This window comes from Pseudoalteromonas sp. QJM3NY_12 (assembly GCF_056173165.1).
The window spans coordinates 2,675,592-2,698,499 of the sequence record NZ_CM149661.1 but is presented as its reverse complement, the minus strand read 5'-3'; the positions used below and the strand labels follow the sequence as shown (position 1 = coordinate 2,698,499).

Sequence of the window (22,908 nt, the reverse complement as noted above, 5' to 3'; positions counted from 1 at the left end):
GCATTGCTAAATTGGTTAACGAATATAAAAAACCACCCATCACAATCGTGATGTTTAAAGGGGAAAATAAAAATGGCTTTTAAAAATGAAGAACAAGCAAAAGCTTATTGGGCAGAAAACATTTCATTACTGTTTAAATTATTAGCAGTATGGTTTGTGGTCTCTTTTGGCTTTGGCATATTACTGGTTGATGTACTTAATGAAGTACGTTTTTTTGGGTTTAAACTTGGCTTCTGGTTCGCCCAGCAAGGCGCGATTTATACCTTTGTGGCTTTGATTTTTGTGTACGTTTTCAAAATGAATACGTTAGATAAAAAATATGGCGTAGACGAATAGGAGCTAGTCAATGGATGTTCAAATACTCACATTTATAATTGTCGGTTTAAGCTTTGCGCTTTATATCGGTATTGCAATTTGGGCTCGAGCTGGGTCCACAAATGAATTCTACGTTGCTGGTGGTGGTGTACCTCCACTAGCCAATGGTATGGCAACTGCTGCGGACTGGATGAGTGCTGCGTCATTCATTTCAATGGCGGGTATTATCTCGTTTGCGGGTTACGACGGAAGTGTTTACTTAATGGGGTGGACCGGTGGTTATGTACTACTGGCTATGTGTTTAGCGCCTTACTTACGTAAATTCGGCAAGTTTACCGTGCCAGATTTTATCGGTGACCGTTACTACTCACGTACAGCGCGTTTAGTGGCTATTTTATGTGCCATCTTTATTTGTTTTACTTACATTGCGGGTCAAATGCGTGGTGTTGGTGTAGTGTTCTCTCGTTTCTTAGAAGTTGAAATTGAAACCGGTGTTTACATCGGTATGATCATTGTTTTCTTCTATGCCGTACTTGGTGGTATGAAAGGTATTACTTACACGCAAGTTGCGCAGTATTGTGTACTGGTATTTGCTTACTTAGTACCGGCTATTTTTATCTCTATGATGGCAACAGGTCACTTTTTTCCACAAACAGGCTTTGGTGCCACGCTAAGTGATGGCTCAGGTATGTATGTACTTGATAAGCTCGATGGTTTAAGTACCGAGCTTGGATTTGGCCAATACACTGAAGGCTCAAAGAGCATGATTGATGTATTTGCAATCACAGGTGCTCTTATGGTGGGTACAGCCGGCTTACCACACGTAATTGTTCGCTTTTTCACTGTACCTCGCGTTAAAGACACACGTATTTCAGCGGCATGGACACTGGTGTTTATTGCTATTGTTTACACAACAGCACCTGCAGTAGCTTCGTTTGCCCGTGTAAACATGATTGATACAATTAATGGTAAAGACGGAAGTGGTACAGCGTATGCAGAGGCACCAGCTTGGATCAAAAACTGGGAACGCACAGGCCTAATCACCTTTAATGATAAAAATGGTGACGGCAAAATGTTCTACACATCAGGTAAAATCACTGACCCTAATAGCGCAAACGAAGTAAATGTTGACCGCGATATTATGGTACTAGCGAATCCTGAAATAGCCGACTTACCAGCCTGGGTTATTGCACTCGTTGCAGCAGGTGGTATTGCCGCGGCACTATCGACTACAGCGGGCTTACTATTGGTTATTTCAACCTCAGTATCGCACGATTTACTTAAACGGACACTCAAACCGGATATAACCGACAAGCAAGAATTACTTGCAGCGAGGTTGGCAGCGATGATTGCTATTGTAATATCCGCTTACTTTGGGATTAACCCGCCAGGATTTGTGGCCTCGGTTGTTGCCTTTGCCTTCGGCTTAGCGGCGGCGAGCTTCTTCCCTGCAATTATTATGGGTATTTTCTCTAAATCAATGAATAAACATGGTGCAATTGCAGGCATGGTAACGGGTATCACCTTTACTGCTGCATACATCATCTACTTCAAGTTTGTGAGTCCAGAGCTTAATAGCCCAGAAAATTGGTTCTTAGGTATTTCACCTGAAGGGATTGGTTTAGTAGGCATGATCATTAACTTTGCAGTAGCTGCAGGTGTTATGAAAATGACTCAACCGACACCAGTTGAAATTCAAGAAATGGTTGAAGGTATTCGTAATCCTAAGGGGTCTAGTGAAGCGCATGCTCACTAATCCATATATCTAATGATATAACCCATCAAAGCCCGACTTAAGTCGGGCTTTTTATTTGTTTAAATAATGACTACATTAAATAATCGCTATATTAAATAACCATATTTCAGGTTAAGTCGCTTTTTATTGAGGATGATTTATGAGTAGTGAGCAACAGGAAGTCGCGCAGTTTATTAACAAGCAAGCACCATTTTCAATGTTACAGGACAGCGCCTGCAGTTATTTTGTTAACCATCTCGATAGTATTTATTTGACCCGAGAAAACCAAACGCAATGGCTTAACAGTGAACAGCCTAAATTATTTTTAATTCGTTCCGGGTTATACGATTTAGTGGATGCTCAAGGCGATACGGTAACGCGTTTAACTCAAGGTGATTACTTTGGTTACCCCTCGTTACTGACGGGAGATTCAATACAAAACAGTTTAGAAGTACAAAAAGAGGGCATTGTCTATATGCTCGACCAAACGGATTTTGATTACTTACGTCGAGAATATAAAGCATTCGAGCAATACTTTGTTCGTGCTCATGCTAATCGATTGCTGTCATCACATTATAAAAGTAACAACGACAGCTGGTCTGAGCGTAAAATATCAGAGATCATGACTCGCAAAGCGATTACGCTGCCCCCCGATGCCAGCATCCGTCATAGTGCTAAACAAATGCAAGAGCATGGGATTTCATCAATGATGATCACCGAAAATTCGCATCTTATTGGTGTGGTTACAGATCGTGATTTACGTAACCGAGTGCTTGCTGATGAAGTTGACCCTGCGCAAGCTATCGATAGTATTATGACCAATAAGCCTAAGTTTATATTTGAAAATAACCGCGTATTTTCAGCGCTGCACTTAATGCTTAAGCATAATATTCATCATTTACCTGTGCTTGATGAAAACCATAAACCGCTAGGAATGATCACCAGTACAGACTTACTACGCCAACAAAAAAGCGACCCAGTGCAGCTAATTGGTCGTATTTACAAGGCCCATAATGTGGCTGATTTAAAACGTTACGCGAAAGAAATTCCTGAGTTATTAAAAGGGTTTTCAAATAATATTGATGATATTTCGCTGATCGGAAAGTTACTCAGTGGTTTAACCGATGCGTTGACCTCGCGGCTAATTTTTTTATTTCAACAACACCATGGCGCCGCGCCAACCAGTTTTAGTTTTATTTGTTTTGGCTCTCAAGCGCGCGAAGAGCAAACACTGCATTCAGATCAAGATAATGGCTTGTTATTACCTGATGGTCTAAACGATGAACAGCACGCATATTTTAAACAGATGGGCGAATTTGTTTGTGAAAACTTAGTTGAGTGCGGCATTCGTCGTTGTCCTGGTAACATAATGGCTAGCAGTGATGCATGTCGAATGAGTGTTAGTGATTGGCGGGCGAAGTTTTTAAAGTGGATCACCAGTCCCACACCCCAGGCAATGCTCAACTGTAAAATCTTTTTTGATCTGCGTTTTATTGAAGGCTCAACCACACTCTATAGCCAGTTTTGTGAAGAGTTGACCCATATTTCTCGCAACGATCTTTTTTATGCGGCAATGGCCAGCGATGTTAATGCTAATAGTGCGCCGATTGGTTTATTCAATAACTTTAAAACCGAAAAAACAGAGCAACACTATAAGTACATCGATCTTAAAAAGCGCGGGGTGGTGATCATTAACGATCTAGCGCGACTTTATGCATTAAAAGTAGGCATTCGCCGTGCTAACACCCAAGAGAGGTTGGATGCTTTATTAAAGTATTCACTATTAAGCAAAGAAGATATTTATAATTTAAAAGATTGTTGGCGATTTTTAACTCAGCTTCGGCTGCGCACGCAAATAAACGAAGAAGGGTTACCTAGTAATTGTATTAACCCAGACAAACTCAATTCGTTAGAGCGTCATCAGCTTAAAGAAGCGTTTTACCTAGTAAAACAAGCGCAGCAAGGCGCGGCGTTTAAATTTGCGCGTGGGAGTTTGTAACAATAATGGTTAAGCAGCTTATTACGCGGTACTTAAAGCGTCGCCATTTGCTTGCGCAAAGTGCTTTAAAGCAACGTTATTTAGTGATTGATTTGGAATTAACAGGGCTTGATCCTAAACAACATGAAATTGTCTCGGTTGCTTGGGTACTGATTGATAATCAATGTATCAAGAATAGTCAATCGCAGCATATCGTTAATAAAGAGGTTAAAAGTCTAGAGCAAAGCCCTGTTTTTCACGGCATTAGTACTGACTCGGTGGCACAAGGGCAAAGTCTACAGAGTATTTTAATGTCTTTAAGTGCTCACTTTAGTGACTGCATTTTAGTATTTCATAATGCCATGCTCGACTGGGGCTTTTTAAAGTTAGCAATAAAAAATGCAGGGATCATCCAGCGGCCTAAGCTGATCATCGATACCTTACAAATAGAAAAAAAGCGCTTACTGCAACACGCAAGCGATATCAAATTAGATGATTTAACCTTAAATGAATGCCGTAATCGCTACGATTTACCAAGCTATCATTGCCATCATGCGCTTACCGATGCACAAGCCACTGCTGAGCTGTTATTAGCCCAATGCCATCAAATAGGCGCCGGTAAAGAACTTAAAGTAGGCGATCTAATGTAGGTTGGTTAAGGACAGCGAAACTCAACTATAAAGTATGCACTTAGCTTAATTGTATGCAGTTTACTTTTCTTCTTGTTTGTATACTTATGGGAACGCGTGTTTAATTAAAAATTCAAGGAACGAATATGAAACTTATCAGCGCTATTTTTATTATCTTATTTCCTCTTATTACTTTTGCTAATTCAAGCGTGCCAGCTAATCGTCATATTGCAGTGCAGGGGTCTGCTGAGGTATTAGTTGAGCCAGATATGGCTCAAATTATATTTGAAGTAAAAAGCATTGAAGATACATTACTTGAGGCTAAGCGTGACCTTGATGGCCGGATCAGCGTGTTATTTGAAGGATTAGATAAATATGATTTTGGCCAAGGCGATGTTCATATATCGGGTTTAAAAAGCAAGGTATACACTAAGGTTGGTACAGAATCAGGGATTGCTTTAAGCGATAATTATTTAGCTCTGAAAACAGTTAAAGTCACATTGAAAGATATTAAAAAAGTCGATGAATTTATTGATTTTGCTCAACGCTTACAAATAGACAATATCAAAAAAATTAATGGTTTATCCTCCAAGGCCATGCAGTTAGAGGCAGAGGCAACACAACTAGCAATTGATAACGCAAAAGCGAAGGGAAATAAGCTCGCTCAGTCTTTTGGTGCTGAACTTGGCAACGTTTATAGTATTAGTGCAAATTCTAGTAGCTCAGATTACGACGCGAGCGGTGTTAAGCACATTGTTTTATCTAGCCACAGAAATAGCATGGCTGCTAGAAATAACGAGAACCCATTTACGCAGCAGCAATATTTAGGTGCAAGAATAAGCGTTAAAGCATCAATAAACGTGGTGTTTGATTTAAAACTAAAATAGCAAATATCGCAAAGCCGAGTTAAAAATAAAAGCGCATTGCGTGTTGATTATGGCGTTAATTTAAAGTTTCTAATGCTTGGCTCTTATAATCGCAGGCAAGGTCGATTACAATACCGCCATCTAAAAGGCGACGCTGCCTTTCTCTGTACGTAACTAGAGTGGATTTTATATTTCATGGCAATCAAACTTGCAATTAATGGTTTTGGTCGTATTGGTCGAAATATTGTCCGTGCACTATACGAATCAGGCTTAAGCGACGAGATCAAAATTGTTGCAATTAACGAACTAGCCGACCCTGAAGCTATTGCCCATTTATTAAAATACGACACCTCTCATGGTCGTTTCACTTTTCCAGTTAAACTAGGTGAAGACACTATCAGCGTTGCTGATGACACCATTGCATTATTTTGTGAAGAAAATCCAGTTGAATTACCGTGGCAAACGCTAGATGTTGACGTGGTACTTGAATGTACTGGCGTGTATCACTCACGTGAGCATGCACAGTCACATATTGCCGCAGGTGCTAAAAAAGTGTTGTTTTCCCATCCTGCTGATAATGATGTAGATGCCACCATTGTGTATGGCATAAACGACGATGAGCTGAAAAACGAGCATACTATTGTCTCTAATGGTTCGTGTACCACCAACTGCGTTGTTCCTGTTATTAAAGTACTCGATGATGCCTTTGGTATTGAGTCTGGCGCTATTACAACTATTCATGCGTCAATGAACGATCAGCAAGTGATTGATGCGTATCACCATGATTTACGCCGAACTCGTGCCGCCAGCCAATCTATTATTCCGGTAGACACAAAATTAGCCCGTGGTATCGACCGTATTTTACCTAAATTTAAAGGCCGCTTTGAGGCTATTGCCGTTCGTGTACCGACTATTAATGTGACCGCCATGGATTTAAGTGTCACGGTAAATACCGATGTAGATTTAAGTGCGGTTAATAGTGCGCTTAAAGCACAAGCTAAAGATAGGCTTGAGGGTATTTTAAGTTACACCGAAGAGCCGCTGGTATCGGTTGATTTTAACCACGATCCCCATTCTTGTATTATTGATGGCACACAGACACGTGTTAGTCATAAACGGCTGATAAAATTACTAGTTTGGTGTGATAATGAGTGGGGGTTTGCGAATCGCATGCTTGATACCGCTCGTGCTATGATGGCATTTAAGTAATATTTAAAACGTATTTATTGGTTTAGTATCGTTAACTAAGGAGATGTTCATGTCGGTCATAAAAATGGCAGATTTAGATTTAAACGGCAAGCGTGTATTAATTCGTGAAGATTTAAATGTACCCGTTAAAGCAGGTAAAGTGACGTCAGACGCACGTATTCGTGCTGCACTACCTACTATCAAACTTGCGCTAGAAAAAGGTGCAAAAGTGATGGTTATGTCACACCTAGGCCGTCCTACGGAAGGGCAATACGAAGACGAATTTTCATTAGCACCCGTTGTTGATTACTTAAATGATGCACTTGAGCAAACTGTTCGCCTAGAAAAAGATTACTTAAACGGCGTTGATGTTGCAGATAGCGAAGTGGTTGTTTTTGAAAACGTACGTTTTAACAAAGGCGAGAAAAAAGACGACGAAGCCCTATCAAAGCAACTCGCTGCATTATGTGATGTTTACGTAATGGATGCCTTTGGTACTGCACATCGCGCACAAGCTTCAACCCATGGTGTGGGTCTGTTTGCTGATGTAGCGTGTGCTGGTCCATTATTATCGGCTGAACTAGACGCATTAGGTAAAGCACTTGATAACCCAGCCCGTCCGTTAGTGGCGATTGTGGGTGGCTCTAAAGTATCCACTAAGTTAACGGTACTTGATTCGTTATCTAAAATTGTTGATCAGCTTGTTACCGGTGGCGGTATTGCCAATACCTTTATTGCAGCTGCTGGCCATCCTGTAGGTAAGTCACTTTATGAGGCTGATTTAATGGATGAAGCAAATCGTTTATGCGCTGCGGCGAAAGCCAACGATGGCGAAATACCGGTACCCACAGATGTTGTTGTAGGTAATGAGTTTTCAGAGTCAGCTGTAGCAACACTTAAAGATGTAAGTGAAGTCACCAGCGACGATATGATTTTTGATATTGGTCCTGATACCGCAAATCAACTTGCAAAAATTATTGCTAATGCGGGCACGGTTGTATGGAATGGCCCAGTGGGTGTGTTTGAGTTTGATCAATTTGGTAATGGTACACGTGCCATTGCAAAAGCGATTGCTGATTCGAAAGCATTTTCTATTGCAGGTGGTGGTGACACCCTAGCGGCAATTGATAAGTACGGCATTAGTGATAAAGTATCGTATATTTCTACAGGTGGTGGTGCGTTCTTAGAGTTTTTAGAAGGCAAAAAATTACCTGCAGTTGCAATGCTAGAATCACGCGCTAAATAATACCTTTGGGTATTAGCTAGCCGTAAAGCAGATGTGCTTATCCCACATCTGCTACAATTAACGAGTAAATACCTCTCACTTTTATTTAGTCGTTAATAATATGAATTTTAGGCCATTTGCCTTTTAATTCATGGCGCAGTGATTGCGCCAAACTAACAAATCCGTTCAAACTAGGTAGTAAAATAACTACCGATAAATTGGAGAATACCCAATGGCTTTAATCAGTATGCGACAACTTCTTGATCACGGTGCAGAGCATGGTTACGGTGTACCCGCGTTTAATGTAAATAACCAAGAGCAAATGCGTGCAATTATGGAAGCGGCTGATAAAACAAACAGCCCTGTTATTGTGCAAGGTTCTGCGGGCGCACGTGCGTATGCCGGTGCACCTTTTATTCGTCATATGATTTTAGCGGCAGTTGAAGAATGGCCACATATTCCAGTGGTTATGCATCAGGATCACGGTACATCACCGGGTGTATGTCAGCGTTCAATTCAGCTAGGTTTTTCATCAGTAATGATGGATGGCTCATTAATGAGCGATGGTAAAACACCTTCAAGCTACGATTACAACGTTGATGTAACACGTAAAACAGTTGAAATGGCGCATGCGTGTGGCGTATCTGTAGAGGGTGAGCTAGGTGTATTAGGTTCACTTGAAACTGGTGAAGCGGGTGAAGAAGATGGTGTTGGCGCTGAGGGTAAACTTACCACTGAGCAAATGCTAACAAATCCAGAAGAAGCGGCAGACTTTGTAAATAAAACCCATGTTGATGCGCTGGCTATTGCCTGTGGTACATCACACGGTGCTTACAAATTTACTCGTCCACCAACCGATGACATTTTAGCAATTGATCGTATTAAAGAAATTCACGCGCGTATACCAAATACCCACTTAGTAATGCATGGTTCGTCTTCAGTACCACAAGAGTGGTTAGAGGTGATCAACCAATACGGTGGTGAGATCCCAGAAACTTATGGCGTGCCAGTAGAGCAAATCGTTGAAGGTATTAAATACGGTGTGCGTAAGGTAAACATTGATACTGACTTACGTTTAGCGTCTACCGGTGCGATTCGTCGTCATTTAGCGATGAACCCGTCTAACTTCGACCCACGTAAGTTTTTAGCTGCTGCAACCCAAGCAATGACTGATATTTGTATCGCTCGTTACGAAGCGTTTGGTACGGCGGGTCAAGCAAGTAAAATTAAGCCAATTTCATTAGATGAAATGCACCTTAAATACTTAAGCGGTGAGCTAAACCCAAAAATAAAGTAATGGACCAATAATAGCGATATTATTGCACTCATTCAAAAAGCCAGTTGCGTTTGCGCTGGCTTTTTTGATCTATGAGGGATCAGTATTTTACCTAGTTATTAATTAGGGATCACTCGATTACTAACTTGTCATATCTGGGATCATTACTTTACTAAGTAAAAGGCTTAAAGTGACATATTTTAAACTTTTGAGTGTTACGCATTATAAAGAGTGAGCACAAAACATACAAAAATTCATTGGTTTAGCTTTGTTGGTGGGTAAAATAGTGATCCGTAAAGGGATCTGCTTGATAAAACTCTGATCCCAGCATTTAAGATCATAATAAACCTGATCTAAACACTGTTAAGCGGGTGCTAACTTTTATTATTAAGCGTGAAAATTGATGCTAGTTAGTAATTTGATGATCCCATGTTGATACCATAAATAGTGACTTTAATGATTGATTCTTTTTACTGCAAACCGCTTTTTTATTACTGCTCAAGATGATAAAAATATGACAAATTCTATTTTTTGTCACTATTTTGTGTTTTTTTTACACTCATTTTAATTTAGACGTTACACTTTAATAAAAATGTCATACTTAGTCATAATAATGAAACCTACTCAATAGCCTAAGAGATAAATTGGAATGTCACGTAAAGTATTAGTCGTTGATGACGAAGCACCTATCAGGGAAATGTTGGTTTTTGTTTTAGAACAAAATGGGTTTCAAGCCATTGAGGCAGAAGATTATGATTCTGCAATATCAGCAATGGTTGAACCTTATCCAGATATGGTGTTACTCGATTGGATGCTACCTGGCGGTAGTGGAATTCAAATCGCTAAAAAATTCAAACAAAATGAACACACACGCCAAATTCCTATCATTATGCTGACAGCCCGCGGCGAAGAAGAAGATAAAATACGCGGTTTAGAGGTCGGTGCTGATGATTACGTTACAAAACCGTTCTCACCTAAAGAGTTAATGGCGCGTATTAAAGCGGTTATTCGTCGTGTTGCTCCTACCTCACTTGAAGAGGCCATTGAAGTACATGGCTTACGTTTAGATCCTATTTCGCATCGTGTGACCTCAGGTGGCAGTGAGCTAGATATGGGGCCAACGGAATTTAGACTGTTACACTTTTTTATGACCCACCCTGAGCGTGTATATAGCCGAGAGCAATTACTTGATCATGTATGGGGTACTAACGTTTATGTTGAAGATAGAACTGTAGATGTTCATATCCGTCGCCTGCGTAAGGCAATTGCTACGCTTGGGCATGACCGCTTAGTACAAACAGTTCGCGGTGCTGGTTATCGCTTTTCGAGTAAATTATAAGTTTACTTCGTAAGTCACAATCTATTAACCTAGCACAGTCAAATCATCTGCTAGCGTTTATAAGGTAAAGAGCGTGTATGTATCGAGTTATTAACAAGCAGGCGTTAACTAAACGGCTGTTTGTCTATTTTATACCTTTGCTTTTAATTGGGGTGCTCATTGGTGCCCCATTTTTGATGTTGTTTTTGGGCGCTTTTTCGCTACTTATGTGGCATTACCATCAGCTTTATCGCTTAAGTGACTGGCTGCATGATCAACGCAGTTTTAACCCGCCTGAAGGGGAAGGGTCGTGGGAGCAAGTATTTGAAGGTATTTACCAGCTGCAACACCGCAATCGTAAAAAACGTAATGAGCTGGCAGAGCTAATACGGCGTTTTCGTGACGGCGCTGAGGCCGTACCCGATGCCGTTGTTGTGCTACAAAACGACTTATCAATTGTGTGGTGTAATCAACTTGCACTCAAAGTGTTAGGGTTACAGTGGCCGGTTGATCATGGTCAGCGTTTAGATAACTTAATTCGCGATCCTAAATTTGCTAAATATATGCGTCGTAAAGAGTTTAGCGATGCTCTGGAGCTTGAAAGTGGCCACAGTGTTGAGCAAGTTCTTGAATTTAGGGTGATGCCCTATGCCAATACACAGTTGTTGGTAGTGGTACGCGATGTTACTCGCTTAAAGCAACTTGAGCAGATGCGTAAAGACTTTGTAGCAAACGTCTCTCATGAGCTCAGAACCCCTTTAACTGTTGTTACCGGCTACCTTGAAATGCTCGATAGTGATTCACTTCCCCCGCCTGCAATGTGGAATAAAGCACAAACTACTATGCTAGAGCAATGTAAGCGTATGGATAGCTTGGTGAATCAGCTGTTGTCGCTATCGCGCATCGAAGGGGGAAAGCAACACAGTAATGACAAAGCGGTGAATGTGCCACGATTATTAAACTTAATTGAAACAGAAGCGCAATCTATCAATCAAGACAAAGGCCATCAACTTATTTTTAAGATTGATGCATCGCTTGATATTACCGGTGCTGAGGATGAACTTAGAAGTGCCTTTTCAAATTTAGTATTTAATGCCATTCATTATACTAAACCAGGCGGTAAAATTGAGGTACTTTGGCAGCGCAACAATGAACAAGCATGTTTTAGTGTGACCGATAATGGTGATGGTATTGCACCTGAGCATATTAACCGGTTAACTGAGCGTTTTTATCGAGTAGATAAAGCCAGAAGCCGCACCACAGGTGGCTCAGGCTTAGGCTTAGCTATTACCAAGCATGTGCTTACTCGCCATGGTAGTCAATTAAAAATTCACAGCGAGCTGGGTAAAGGTTCTTGTTTTTCTTTCGCGTTTTCAAGCGATAGACTTATCGTTATTTCGCCATTAGTAGCAAGCAATACAGGTAGTCATAAAAGTGTCATTTAAGAGTCACACCATTGTCATGTACTCACTTTAGAGTGAACCGCAGTTAGGAAATGGGACGAACAAATTGGAGAACCCCAAAATGAAATTTAAAAACTTAGTTGCCGCAATGGGTGTGGCTGTTACAACATTTGTATCTGCACAAGCGGTTGCATTAGAAGACGGTATTCCTGAGTATCAAAAAATTAGCGGTGTATCAGGTAACTTTTCATCAGTAGGGTCTGACACATTAGCCAACATGATGACCTTTTGGGCTGAAGAATATAAGCGTATTTACCCAAATGTAAATATTCAAATTCAAGCGGCAGGTTCGTCTACTGCGCCACCAGCACTAACTGAAGGTACGGCTAACTTAGGTCCAATGAGCCGTGCAATGAAGTCAAAAGAGATTGAAGCATTTGAAAAGCGTCATGGCTACAAACCAACACAAGTGCGAGTAGCAATTGATGCGTTGGCAGTATTTGTACACAAAGATAACCCAATCGAAGGACTACGCATTGACCAAATCGATGCTATTTTCTCATCAACTCGTAAATGTGGTGCATCAGAGCAAGTAAATCGCTGGAGTGATGTTGGTCTAGAAGGTGATTGGGCTGCAAAAGACGTGCAATTATACGGACGTAACTCAGTATCAGGTACTTACGGTTACTTTAAAAAGAAAGCGCTATGTAAAGGTGATTTCCGTAATAACGTGAACGAGCAACCGGGTTCGGCTTCTGTTGTACAGTCAATTTCAGCGTCATTAAATGCGATTGGTTACTCTGGCATTGGTTATAAAACATCGGGTGTGCGTACTGTTCCGTTATCGAAAAAAGGCACTAACTTTGTTGATGCCACGCTTGAAAACGTAGCACAAGGTAAATACCCACTATCACGTTTTTTATATGTTTATGTAAATAAACACCCAAATAAGCCACTTGGGCCAGTTGAAGCTGAGTTCTTAAAGATGGTACTTTCTCAAGACGGTCAAAAAATTGTAGAAAAAGATGGCTATGTACCACTTTCTGCAAAGTTAGTTGAACTAGAGCTTAAAAAGTTAGGCTTGAAATAAGCAGCCAAAGCAAATAATAAAAAACCGCTCATTGAGCGGTTTTTTTGTTTTACTTAAGATTATTTAGTTTGTTGCTTTACCTAAGTTTTCAGCTTGTACTTTGCATTGATTGTAAGCCTCAATACATTTTGATGAACAAACCTGCGATTTAAGACTATCGGTGGTTGTTTGCTGTTCGCAGCTGGTTTCACATTGATAACTTTGTTGAGCACACTGATTAAGTGCTGGATTACCCGGCTGGCTCTGGCAGCCAGCAATAACTGCAAACGAAAAAGCCACGAGGCTAGTTTTAAAAAAAGTTTTCATGCTTATCCTTAAAATGAGGCCACACCAGTATTAAACTTCAACCTGAATATTGTCGATTAATCTAACACTACCTAAAAAGGCGGCAGCTAAAATTACAAATCGTGTATCTTCGAGTGTAGCAGCTTTTAATGTATCTCGTTGAGCTATCGAAAAATAATCTGGTTTTAGGCCTGCGTTTTCTAATGCGTTCTTTGCTTCACTTTCCAATGTAGCAAAGTCTTTATTACCGCTTTTTATTTGCTGTGCACAATGCTTTAAGGTATTAAATAAAGCAGGAGCGGTTTGTTTTTCATCACTTGATAAGTACCCATTACGCGAGCTCATGGCAAGGCCGCTAACTTCACGCATGGTAGGTACACCAATAATTTCTACTGGTATTGATAAGTCAGTAGCCATGGTTTTAACAACTTGTAGCTGCTGAAAATCTTTTTCACCAAAACAAGCATAATCAGGCTGTACTAAATTAAATAGCTTAGTAACAACAGTCGCTACGCCTTTAAAGTGGCCTGGGCGTGAACCACCACAATATCCCATTGAAATACCAGGCACATCAACAAAGCTTTGCGCGCCTAAACCATTAGGGTAAATAGTCTCAACACTGGGGATAAACAAAATGTCTGTTTCAAGATCAGCTAACCCTTGCTTATCAGTATCTAGAGTACGCGGATAACTGTCTAAATCTTCGTTAGCACCAAATTGCATTGGGTTAACAAAAATGCTCACGACCACTTTATCAGCCAGTGTTTTAGCTTTTTCTACCAGTGAAAAATGACCACGGTGTAAGTTGCCCATAGTAGGAACAAATGCCACGCTTAAACCGGCTTGGCGCCAGGTTCTAATTTGACTGCGTAATGATTTTATTTCAGTGATTGACTGCATTATTTAAACTCGTGTTCAGCGCTTGGGAATACGCCGCTTTTGACATCGTTACAATACTTTATAACTGCAGCAGGCATATTGCCTGTTTCGAGTAAAAAGTTTTTTGAAAATTTAGGAATATAACCTGCAGAAATGCCCACCAAGTCGTGCATAACCAAAATTTGACCATCGGTTACATTACCCGCACCAATCCCGATTGTAGGGATGCTCAATGACTCTGTAACGCGTTTTGCTAAGGCACTTGGAATACATTCAAGTACCAGTAGTTGAGCACCTGCGGCTTCTAATGCTTTTGCATCGGCAATAATTTTTTGCGCTTGCGCTTCTTCACGCCCTTGGATTTTAAAACCACCGAATACATGCACAGACTGTGGTGTAAGCCCCAAATGGCCACACACTGGAATACCTTGTTGGGTGAGTGATTTAATGCTGTCATGCAGCCATTCACCGCCTTCAAGTTTGACCATATTAGCACCTGCACGCATCAGTTCTGCAGCATTTTTACACGCATCATTTGGGTTTGCGTAGGTCATAAACGGTAAATCAGCAATAACAAATAAATCACGGCTTCCTGCGCGCACACAGCGAGTATGGTAGGCAATTTCTTGGTTTGTAACCGCTAAGGTATCATCGCCACCTTGTAATACCATACCCAAAGAATCACCAACTAAAACAACATCAACGCCGTTATCATGAAATAACTTAGCAAAACTAGCATCGTAAGCTGTTAACGCAGTGATTTTATTACTTTCAGCCTTCATTTTATTCAAAGTTGAAACGGTTATTTTAGACATAATATTCTCGCAGACAATGGCCTTAATTAATTACCGTGGTAATTGTTGTAAGTCGTTAAGCGGTAGGGTATTTGCTATCTGTTTGATAGATGCGCCGCTAGGTAAAATCAGTTCCGGTGCAATTTCTTGCAGTGGGTAAACAACAAATTCTCGCTCAGTTAATCCGTAATGAGGCACGGTTAAACGATCGGTATTTAAAATGTGTTCACCAAATAATAAAATATCAATATCCAATGTGCGTGCGCCCCAGCGCTCAGCCTTTCTAACTCGACCATGTTCCAGTTCTATGGCTTGGGTTAAATCGAGTAGTTGCTCTGGCTCAAGTGAAGTGTTGATACAGGCGACTGCATTCACATAATCAGGTTGATCTTGTGGTCCCATAGGCTTGCTCGCATAATAATGCGAGCAGGCTATAAGTTCGCTGTTTGGCAAGCTTTTAAGTGCAATAACAGCGTTATCAAGTTGTTTTTTAGGGCTGTTAAGGTTTGCACCTAACCCCAAATAGACACGTAACATTATTTACTCAGCTGGCTTTTTAGTAGTACGACGACGAGGTCGCTTACGTGGCTTTGGGCCACCTTGATGACCAAGCTCTCGTACCATTTCTTTTTGGCCATTAATATCTTGACCTAAGTACTGTGTCCACCACTGTGCCAGCTCTGTATGCTCAGTTTCACCAGCATCAACACGCAATAGTAAAAAATCATAAGCGGCTTTAAAGCGCGGCTGCTGTGTTAAACGATAGGCACGCTGGCCAGCACGTTTATCTAAGCGTTGTTGAATATGCCAAATATCACGAGCACCTAACGTAAAGCGTTTTGGTACGGCAATATGTTGGGCATTCTCACTAAGTACTTTATTAATTGCTTGAGCAAATGCATCGTATTCTGATAGTTGTTCTTGGCGTCTAATTTTTTCAGTACGCTCAATCAGCGGGAACCACAGTAATGCTGCAAATACGAATGCAGGAGTGACTTTTTTATCTGCATTAATACGGATATCAGTGTTGGCAAACATTTGCTTTATGAAGGTTTCTTCAAGTCCGCCAGGGTTTTTATTTAAAATACGGTCTAGCTCAGGAAATAACGACTTAAATAAACCGTACTGACGCAGCATTATAAAGTTTTGCTGTGCTTTGCCGTTTAAAAATAGCTTGAGTATTTCTTCAAATAAACGCGCTGGCGGAATATTATCAAGCAAGCTCGCTAATTCGGTAATCGGCTTTTCGCTTGCTGGCGCTATTTGCATATCTAACTTGGTGGCAAAGCGCACTGCGCGAAGCATACGTACCGGATCTTCACGGTAGCGTGTTTCAGGATCGCCAATTAATTCTATTTGTTTTGCTTTGATAGCGGCTAAGCCATTTGCGTAATCGTAAACACAAAAATCATTAATCGAGTAGTATAAAGCGTTGATTGAAAAATCACGGCGTTCTGCATCTTCTTCAATGCTACCAAATACGTTATCGCGAAGAAGTTGCCCATGTTCACTTGACTGGCTAATTTGATTTTTATCTTCTTGTGCTTCGTGATGGCCGCGCATTGTGGCCACTTCAATAATCTCACGGCCAAAAACAATGTGCGCCAAACGAAAGCGGCGACCAATTAAGCGACAGTTACGAAACAGTTTTTTTACTTGCTCAGGGGTAGCATTGGTTACAACATCAAAATCTTTAGGTTGTTGGCCTAACAATACATCGCGAATGCAACCACCAACTAAGTAAGCATCATAGCCACCATCTTTTAGGCGGTAGAGTACTTTGATTGCATTTGGGCTAAATTGTTTGCGAGAAATACCATGCTCACCTCTAGGGATCACTAACGGCTCACTGCTGATTGCGACATTTTCGTTATTGGCACTTGGGCCGATAATTTGTCGACAAAATTGAAAAAGCTTGGAAATAATAGTCTGTCTCCTAGAGAAGCGGTTGATTTGCTCGCCATTGCAATCAAAATCACAGCAAGTATTCGCTTAAAGCGTGATTCTTACCGTTTAATGTAATTAGCATATATTTAGGCGGCTATCATATACCAGCAAGGTAAAAAAATTAAGTTGCAGCACTGAAATTAAGCCATTTTTAACGATTTTATTTGAATTAATCACACGTAATACGTAATGGGAGGTTAAATCTGTATTTCGCGCTTAGCAGGAACAAGGCTTAAGTTAAAATGCGCCACGCCCCAAGCGAGTAATTGTTCTGTGTTTAAATCCATTAGTTGCTCATGTATTGGCAAGCCTAAAAATTCGAATACAGCTATTAAAGTGGGCTTTGGATTTTGTTTGCAAATTGCAGGGGCGTAATTTTGCTTAGACAGTTTAAACCCTGGTTTTGCTACAGCCAAAGGCAAATGAGCAAACTCTGGAATAGGGCAATTTAGCTGTTTAAATAAGCTAATTTGACGCGCAGTCGGTTCAATTAAATCAGCGCCTCGCACAATACGATTAATCCCCTGCTCAATGTCATCAATAACCACCACCAGTTGATAGGCAAATAAACCATCGCTGCGTTTTATTATGTAATCTTCATGAGCGAGAGCTGGGTCCACGTCAATATGCCCTTGAATAAGGTCTTTATAATCAACGGTTGCATAGCATTGAGTTAAACGTAGGGCATGACCTTGTTCACTTAGTTGGCTGTGTTTACATTCCCCTTGATAAATGCCGCCGAGGGCTTTTATTTGCTTACGAGAGCACTGGCAGGCATAAACAAGCTGTTGTTGTGACAGAGCGTGAACGGCATCTTGATAAATAGTAAGACGCTGTGTTTGGTACACAACGTTTTCATCCCAATTGAGGTTATAGGCGTCTAAGGTATTTAGGATATCGGTGGCGGCGCCTTTTACAACGCGAGTGGTGTCTATATCTTCAATGCGAACTAACCACTTTCCTTGGTTCGCTTTTGCATCTAGGTAGCTACCTACAGCCGCCACAAGTGAGCCAAAATGTAACGGTCCGGAAGGGGACGGTGCAAATCGGCCGCGATAGTTAGATACTTGCGCAGTAACGGCTGTAGAAGACATGGCTATACTTAATTAGCCGCGTCCAGATTGCTTTTCTTTGATTTCAGCAAGTGTTTTACAGTCTACACATAAATCAGCAGTAGGGCGCGCTTCTAAGCGACGAATGCCAATTTCAATGCCACAAGACTCACAAAAGCCAAATTCGTCTTCTTTAATTAATATAATTGTTTTTTCAATTTTTTTAATTAACTTACGTTCGCGGTCACGAGTACGAAGCTCTAATGAGAACTCTTCTTCTTGTGCTGCGCGGTCAACGGGATCAGGAAAGTTTGCTGCTTCGTCTTGCATGTGTGATTTGGTACGATCAACTTCGTTACGTAAATCATTACGCCAAGTTTCTAAAATTGTTTTAAAATGAGCACGTTGTGCATCATTCATGTACTCTTCACCCGGTTTTTCTTGGTATGGTTCTAAACCGGCTTGAGCCAATAAACCATGTCTTTTTTGGTCTGGCATAACTCTCTCCTAAATCCTTAATTTAATGCCTCAGCATTAGCCGGCGGTATAAATAACAGAAACTCATACCCTAGGCAAATTTATTTTTAAATAATCGAATTAGCTTAACCCTGTTTGGTGATATAAAAGTAGTAAAAGTACTACTTATACTTTCTTACCACAGTATTGGTTTATAAACTGGCGTAGTTATATGGGCAATAATAATAAAAACAACTTATTTTTACTTTTTGGTTAAGTATTTTTTGGGCGTGGCGAAATATCAACGCTTAAATGCGCGCTTTTCACTCAACAAATGCTACTTTCTCAACCAAAGTTACTTCACTGGCAGAAATATGGGCTTTATAAGCTAATATTTCTACGCCTTGCTCAATCGCTTCGCTTAGTAATTGTGCATAGGTTGAATCTATATGCGTCGCCGCACTCACTTGTGTGATCCCTTGATGTAGCACCGAAAATAGTAATACCGCACGATGCCCTTGTTTTACCATTTCGATTAATTCACGAATATGCTTTTGCCCACGAACTGTTTGCGCATCTGGGAAGTAACCTTGGCCGCTTTGTGGATGCTCTTCACTCAGCAGCGTGACTGATTTAACTTCAACATAGCAATTGGCTTTACTGCTGTGGGTAAGTAAAAAGTCGATGCGGCTGTTTTCACTGCCATACTTCACTTCACTTTGGACTTGTTGATAGCCTGTCAGCTCTTTAATCACTTCAGCGTTAATCGCTTCTTCTACTACTTTATTAGCAACGGCTGTATTTACACAAATAAGCTGTGATAAGTTATTTTGCGTCAGCTCTAATGACTGTGGGTACTTTCGTTTGGTGTTACTGCTGGTGGAATAAAAGGCATTAAAACCAGAGTCTGCACAGCCCGTCATTTTCCCCGTATTAGCACAGTGAGCGGTAAAAGTGCTGCCATCACTGAGCTCTAAATCAGCTAAAAAGCGTTTGTAACGTTTTAATAACGTAGCAGATTGTAATGGCGGGGTGTATTTCATTAATGACTTCCTTATATAACCAGAGTTCAGGTTAAGTAAAATAAGACTTTGCGGCCTATTTGAGGTTATTTACCGCAAGCTGTTGGGAACTTAGGCGCGCTATAGTAAACTCAACCGTACATTTAAGTGCAAGGATATTCTAACATGAGTGAAAAATTTGTTGTTCAATTAAGCGAGCAATCGGCACCAGGACACTGGGGCGAAAGTGCGTCACTATCTTTTAACGAACACGGCGCAACGGTTCATTTATCTGAGCAAGAAACATTAAAAAACGTGCAAAAAGCGGGTCGTACTATTGCAAGCCAAGGCATTAAAAGTGTTGTGCTTGAAGGCGATGTTTGGTGTACAGAGAGCCAATGGGCATTTTACCAAGGCTTTGTATCACCAAAAGTACTGCACGGTGTTGAGTTTGTTGATAATGCACAATCTGATTTAAAAGAACTTGCTGATTTAAAAGCATCAGCAACGTGGGCACGTGAAATGGTTAACGGCACCGCCGATGACATTTACCCAGAGAGCCTGGCAGAAAAAGCGGCTGAATTTATTCAATCACTGGCACCAGAGCATGTTAGCTACCAAATAATAAAAGGCGATGCGCTATTAGAGCAGCAATGGATTGGTATTCATGCTGTAGGTCGTGGTAGTGAACGCCCACCTGTATTACTTGAGCTTGATTACAACCCAACTGGCGATGATAACGCACCAGTAAGCGCAGCACTTGTAGGCAAAGGTATTACATTTGACTCAGGCGGTTACTCAATTAAATCTAGCGAAGGCATGTTAGGCATGAAGTGCGACATGGGCGGAGCTGCAACGGTAACTGCAGGTTTGGCGCTGGCCATTAATCGTGGTGTAGAAAAGCGCATTAAGCTGTTTTTATGTTGTGCAGAGAACTTAATTTCCGGTCATGCATACAAACTAGGTGACATTCTTACCTACAAAAATGGCACAACCGTTGAAATTGTAAACACAGATGCTGAAGGCCGTTTAGTATTAGCTGATGGCCTAATGGCGGCAGGTGAGACGGGTGCACCACTTATTATTGACGCAGCAACATTAACGGGCGCAGCCCTTGTTGCCGTTGGTCAAGAATACAACGCGTTATTTGCCCTTGATAAAGAGCTAGTGCGTGAAGTAGAAGACTTTGCATTACAAGAAATGGAAGCCGCATGGCCATTACCGCTTGAAAAGTGGCATCAACAAAACTGCCCATCACCGTATGCCGATACAGCAAACAGCCGTGCACAAAAAGGCGGTGGCTATGGTGGTGCTTCAAATGCAGCAGGTTTCTTATCTCGCTTTGTGCCAAACGATGGTAAAGGTTGGGTACATATTGATTTAGCGGCAGCATTTAATATGGGTGGTGGTACTAGCCAGTGGGCTTCAGGTGCAACTACACAAGGTATGCGTACAGTAGCGCGCACCTTGCTTGAAAAAGCATAATCAACTCAGACTAAGCAATTAGTTAAAAAATAGGTGCCTAAGGGTGCCTATTTTTTTATCCGCCATACAAGCAATTTTGTTTTATTTACGGTAAAATCCTTCGCCAATACGTGTTTGGGCATCTATTTCATTTAAACCTCGCTCAAATATTATACATACCACTGGGATCCTTACTATGTCAGAAAAGTGCTATATCACGGCTCAACAATTACTTGAAGATTCATTCCGCGTAGCGGCACAAGTGTATAAAGATGGCTTTCGTCCAGATTTTATTATTGGTATATGGCGCGGTGGTGCTCCAATCGGGATTGCAGTTCAAGAATATTATGACTACAAAGGCATAGAAACCGATCATATTGCGGTGCGTACGTCGTCTTATTACGGTATTGGTAAGCAATCAAAAGAAATAAAAGTACATGGTTTACACTACATAGTTGAAAACGCGAATGCGGGTGATTCATTACTGATTGTGGATGATGTATTTGACTCAGGTCGAAGCATCGTGGCGCTAAAAGAGAAGCTCTCTGAGCTAATGCGTTTAAACTTACCGAGTGACATTCGTATTGCTTGTCCATACTACAAGCCAAAAAACTCAAAAGTAGATACAGTGCCAGATTACTACATTCATGAATCTGAAGAATGGTTAGTATTCCCGCATGAATTATCAGGGTTAACGCCGGATGAAATTATTGAAGGTAAATCTGATTTAGCTAAAATCCACGATATTTTACTTGAAAAATAAACGTGACTTTGCTCAATAAAAAAGGCCTTAATGGCCTTTTTTATTGTCTTTAAAGTTGTGCAAAGCTATCTACATAGTCACTGAGTTTAGGAATATCGACAGCTTGCAGCCCTTGGGTACTTCGTTGCACTAGATTTTTCTCTACCAACTCACTCACTACCCGTCGGTATGCACGTTCAGTGGTTGCAAAGCGCTCTGCTTCTGCATTTACCGTAGGATAGGCGCGCAATAAAGTAGGGTTGTTATTTTCTGCACGTAATAAGCAGTCTTTAGCAATGTTGTAGCTTAAGGGAAGCAACAGTTTATCTAAGTTAATCTTTTGATTTTCTTGGAACTTAGCAGCAATTGTTTGCGCCGTGTATAGGCTCAATTCTGGTTTATCGAGCAATAATGAACGCCAATGCTTTAGCTCAATAAGATTGTACGTAACATCACTGAAGCAGGTTACCGTATAAATACACGGGTTATTATTCAGTGCTTCAATTTCACCAATTAAAGTGTTGTTGCAGTCGAGTTGACCAAGCAGCAGGCGGCGACCATTCCCCACATCGTAACTAAACGATACAGTACCACTTCGCACCAATACCAACTTAGTGAGTGGTTGGTCTTGCTGTATTAATATTTCTTTTTTTGATTGCTGATAACTACTGCCGGCAAATGTCAGCAGCTGTTCAACAAGGTAACTGGAAAAATGGTATTGAAACATCAATCATGCTCTTCGGACAATTGTCCTATTTATTACACCTTAATGACGATAGCATTAAGATTAAGAATTTACGCTAACTTACCCACGCCGTTATTTATTTAATGGCGTTAAATGGCCTTCATTCTACCGTGTAATGATTAAAAAATTGTGGGTAAAACCAGCATATTTTAAGGTTTTATTGGTAAGTTAGCTTTTTTATTTAAACTGCTACGTAGCAGTTTTTAATAATGTACTAAAATTTAGCTGGTAATATTAACCTAAAGCCTAGGAGAGAACAATTGAGTTGGGAATATTTAGGTTATTTAGCATCTGCATTATTAGTTATATCCTTGACCATGACCGATGTGACCAAACTACGTTGGTTTAATTTACTTGGTTGTATTGCGTTTACTTTTTACGGTGCAGCAATCGGTTCTGTGCCGGTGGCATTTGCTAACGGCTTGTTAGCTCTGGTCAATATTTATCACATTATTAAGTTATATCGTCAGTCTAAGGCTGATACAAAAAAGGGTTAACTTTTAAGTTAACCCTTTTTTGT

Annotated in this window: 23 protein-coding genes; 14 read left to right on the top strand and 9 right to left on the bottom strand. The window is 40.8% G+C overall.

What is annotated here, in order from left to right; genetic code table 11:
- Window positions 1-72: 72 nt before the first annotated feature.
- From AC0VZ5_RS12690 to AC0VZ5_RS12640, 11 genes are all read left to right on the top strand, one after another.
- Window positions 73-336: a DUF4212 domain-containing protein gene (locus AC0VZ5_RS12690; protein WP_008464847.1), complete on the top strand. Its 264-nt coding sequence runs from the start codon at window positions 73-75 to the stop codon at window positions 334-336.
- A 10-nt stretch (window positions 337-346) separates the two neighbouring features.
- Window positions 347-2,071: a sodium:solute symporter family protein gene (locus AC0VZ5_RS12685; RefSeq protein ID WP_109874178.1), complete on the top strand. Its 1,725-nt coding sequence runs from the start codon at window positions 347-349 to the stop codon at window positions 2,069-2,071.
- A gap of 139 nt (window positions 2,072-2,210) precedes the next feature.
- The gene (locus tag AC0VZ5_RS12680; protein WP_475473096.1) at window positions 2,211-4,049 is read left to right on the top strand and encodes a DUF294 nucleotidyltransferase-like domain-containing protein; all 1,839 of its coding nucleotides are present in this window, start codon (window positions 2,211-2,213) and stop codon (window positions 4,047-4,049) included.
- A 5-nt stretch (window positions 4,050-4,054) separates the two neighbouring features.
- Window positions 4,055-4,678 carry a 3'-5' exonuclease gene (locus AC0VZ5_RS12675; RefSeq protein WP_138609187.1) on the top strand — a complete coding sequence of 208 codons (624 nt, stop codon included), beginning with the start codon at window positions 4,055-4,057 and terminating at the stop codon, window positions 4,676-4,678.
- Between the two features lie 125 nt (window positions 4,679-4,803).
- Complete coding sequence (locus tag AC0VZ5_RS12670; RefSeq protein ID WP_475473094.1) at window positions 4,804-5,544, top strand: SIMPL domain-containing protein; 741 nt, start codon at window positions 4,804-4,806, stop codon at window positions 5,542-5,544.
- A gap of 174 nt (window positions 5,545-5,718) precedes the next feature.
- A complete protein-coding gene (gene epd / locus AC0VZ5_RS12665; RefSeq protein ID WP_109874182.1) occupies window positions 5,719-6,732 on the top strand; it encodes an erythrose-4-phosphate dehydrogenase in 1,014 nt (337 codons plus the stop codon).
- 49 nt (window positions 6,733-6,781) lie between these two features.
- Window positions 6,782-7,957, top strand: coding sequence for a phosphoglycerate kinase (locus AC0VZ5_RS12660; RefSeq protein ID WP_138609184.1), 1,176 nt, complete (start codon window positions 6,782-6,784; stop codon window positions 7,955-7,957).
- A 211-nt stretch (window positions 7,958-8,168) separates the two neighbouring features.
- Window positions 8,169-9,233, top strand: a complete 1,065-nt coding sequence (gene fba, locus AC0VZ5_RS12655) for a class II fructose-bisphosphate aldolase (RefSeq protein ID WP_138609182.1) — start codon at window positions 8,169-8,171, stop codon at window positions 9,231-9,233.
- Between the two features lie 628 nt (window positions 9,234-9,861).
- Window positions 9,862-10,551 (top strand): phosphate regulon transcriptional regulator PhoB, encoded by a 690-nt coding sequence (gene phoB / locus AC0VZ5_RS12650; RefSeq protein ID WP_008111196.1) that lies wholly within the window; start codon window positions 9,862-9,864, stop codon window positions 10,549-10,551.
- A gap of 77 nt (window positions 10,552-10,628) precedes the next feature.
- On the top strand, window positions 10,629-11,975 hold the full coding sequence (gene phoR, locus AC0VZ5_RS12645; RefSeq protein WP_475473090.1) for a phosphate regulon sensor histidine kinase PhoR: 1,347 nt from the start codon (window positions 10,629-10,631) through the stop codon (window positions 11,973-11,975).
- A 79-nt stretch (window positions 11,976-12,054) separates the two neighbouring features.
- A complete protein-coding gene (locus AC0VZ5_RS12640) occupies window positions 12,055-13,023 on the top strand; it encodes a PstS family phosphate ABC transporter substrate-binding protein (protein ID WP_010387635.1) in 969 nt (322 codons plus the stop codon).
- Between the two features lie 63 nt (window positions 13,024-13,086).
- On the opposite strand, the gene AC0VZ5_RS12635 is transcribed toward AC0VZ5_RS12640, so the two are convergent.
- The 8 genes from AC0VZ5_RS12635 to sfsA form a co-directional block, all read right to left on the bottom strand.
- Window positions 13,087-13,329, bottom strand: a complete 243-nt coding sequence (locus AC0VZ5_RS12635) for a hypothetical protein (protein ID WP_138609178.1) — start codon at window positions 13,327-13,329, stop codon at window positions 13,087-13,089.
- A gap of 30 nt (window positions 13,330-13,359) precedes the next feature.
- Window positions 13,360-14,208 carry a pantoate--beta-alanine ligase gene (gene panC / locus AC0VZ5_RS12630; RefSeq protein WP_475473088.1) on the bottom strand — a complete coding sequence of 283 codons (849 nt, stop codon included), beginning with the start codon at window positions 14,206-14,208 and terminating at the stop codon, window positions 13,360-13,362.
- Window positions 14,208-15,002, bottom strand: coding sequence for a 3-methyl-2-oxobutanoate hydroxymethyltransferase (gene panB / locus AC0VZ5_RS12625; protein WP_138609174.1), 795 nt, complete (start codon window positions 15,000-15,002; stop codon window positions 14,208-14,210). Before panB ends, panC begins: the two co-directional genes overlap by 1 nt.
- Before the next feature lie 30 nt (window positions 15,003-15,032).
- Window positions 15,033-15,518, bottom strand: a complete 486-nt coding sequence (gene folK / locus AC0VZ5_RS12620) for a 2-amino-4-hydroxy-6-hydroxymethyldihydropteridine diphosphokinase (RefSeq protein WP_178956513.1) — start codon at window positions 15,516-15,518, stop codon at window positions 15,033-15,035.
- Window positions 15,519-15,521: 3 nt separating this feature from the next.
- Window positions 15,522-16,820 (bottom strand): polynucleotide adenylyltransferase PcnB, encoded by a 1,299-nt coding sequence (gene pcnB / locus AC0VZ5_RS12615; RefSeq protein ID WP_178956512.1) that lies wholly within the window; start codon window positions 16,818-16,820, stop codon window positions 15,522-15,524.
- 305 nt (window positions 16,821-17,125) lie between these two features.
- Window positions 17,126-18,022: a tRNA glutamyl-Q(34) synthetase GluQRS gene (gene gluQRS / locus AC0VZ5_RS12610; protein WP_475473086.1), complete on the bottom strand. Its 897-nt coding sequence runs from the start codon at window positions 18,020-18,022 to the stop codon at window positions 17,126-17,128.
- Window positions 18,023-18,034: 12 nt separating this feature from the next.
- The gene (dksA, locus tag AC0VZ5_RS12605) at window positions 18,035-18,478 is read right to left on the bottom strand and encodes an RNA polymerase-binding protein DksA (RefSeq protein ID WP_008111170.1); all 444 of its coding nucleotides are present in this window, start codon (window positions 18,476-18,478) and stop codon (window positions 18,035-18,037) included.
- A 281-nt stretch (window positions 18,479-18,759) separates the two neighbouring features.
- Window positions 18,760-19,479 (bottom strand): DNA/RNA nuclease SfsA, encoded by a 720-nt coding sequence (gene sfsA, locus AC0VZ5_RS12600; RefSeq protein ID WP_138609168.1) that lies wholly within the window; start codon window positions 19,477-19,479, stop codon window positions 18,760-18,762.
- Window positions 19,480-19,623: 144 nt separating this feature from the next.
- On the opposite strand from sfsA, the gene pepB reads away from it, so the two are divergent.
- Both pepB and AC0VZ5_RS12590 read left to right on the top strand, forming a co-directional pair.
- Complete coding sequence (pepB, locus tag AC0VZ5_RS12595; RefSeq protein ID WP_475473084.1) at window positions 19,624-20,922, top strand: aminopeptidase PepB; 1,299 nt, start codon at window positions 19,624-19,626, stop codon at window positions 20,920-20,922.
- A gap of 175 nt (window positions 20,923-21,097) precedes the next feature.
- Window positions 21,098-21,664 (top strand): phosphoribosyltransferase, encoded by a 567-nt coding sequence (locus AC0VZ5_RS12590; protein WP_010387648.1) that lies wholly within the window; start codon window positions 21,098-21,100, stop codon window positions 21,662-21,664.
- 49 nt (window positions 21,665-21,713) lie between these two features.
- Here AC0VZ5_RS12590 and AC0VZ5_RS12585 read toward each other — a convergent pair whose 3' ends face one another.
- On the bottom strand, window positions 21,714-22,370 hold the full coding sequence (locus AC0VZ5_RS12585) for a Crp/Fnr family transcriptional regulator (protein ID WP_008111159.1): 657 nt from the start codon (window positions 22,368-22,370) through the stop codon (window positions 21,714-21,716).
- Between the two features lie 278 nt (window positions 22,371-22,648).
- On the opposite strand from AC0VZ5_RS12585, the gene AC0VZ5_RS12580 reads away from it, so the two are divergent.
- Window positions 22,649-22,885, top strand: a complete 237-nt coding sequence (locus tag AC0VZ5_RS12580; RefSeq protein ID WP_138609166.1) for a YgjV family protein — start codon at window positions 22,649-22,651, stop codon at window positions 22,883-22,885.
- Window positions 22,886-22,908: the final 23 nt, after the last annotated feature.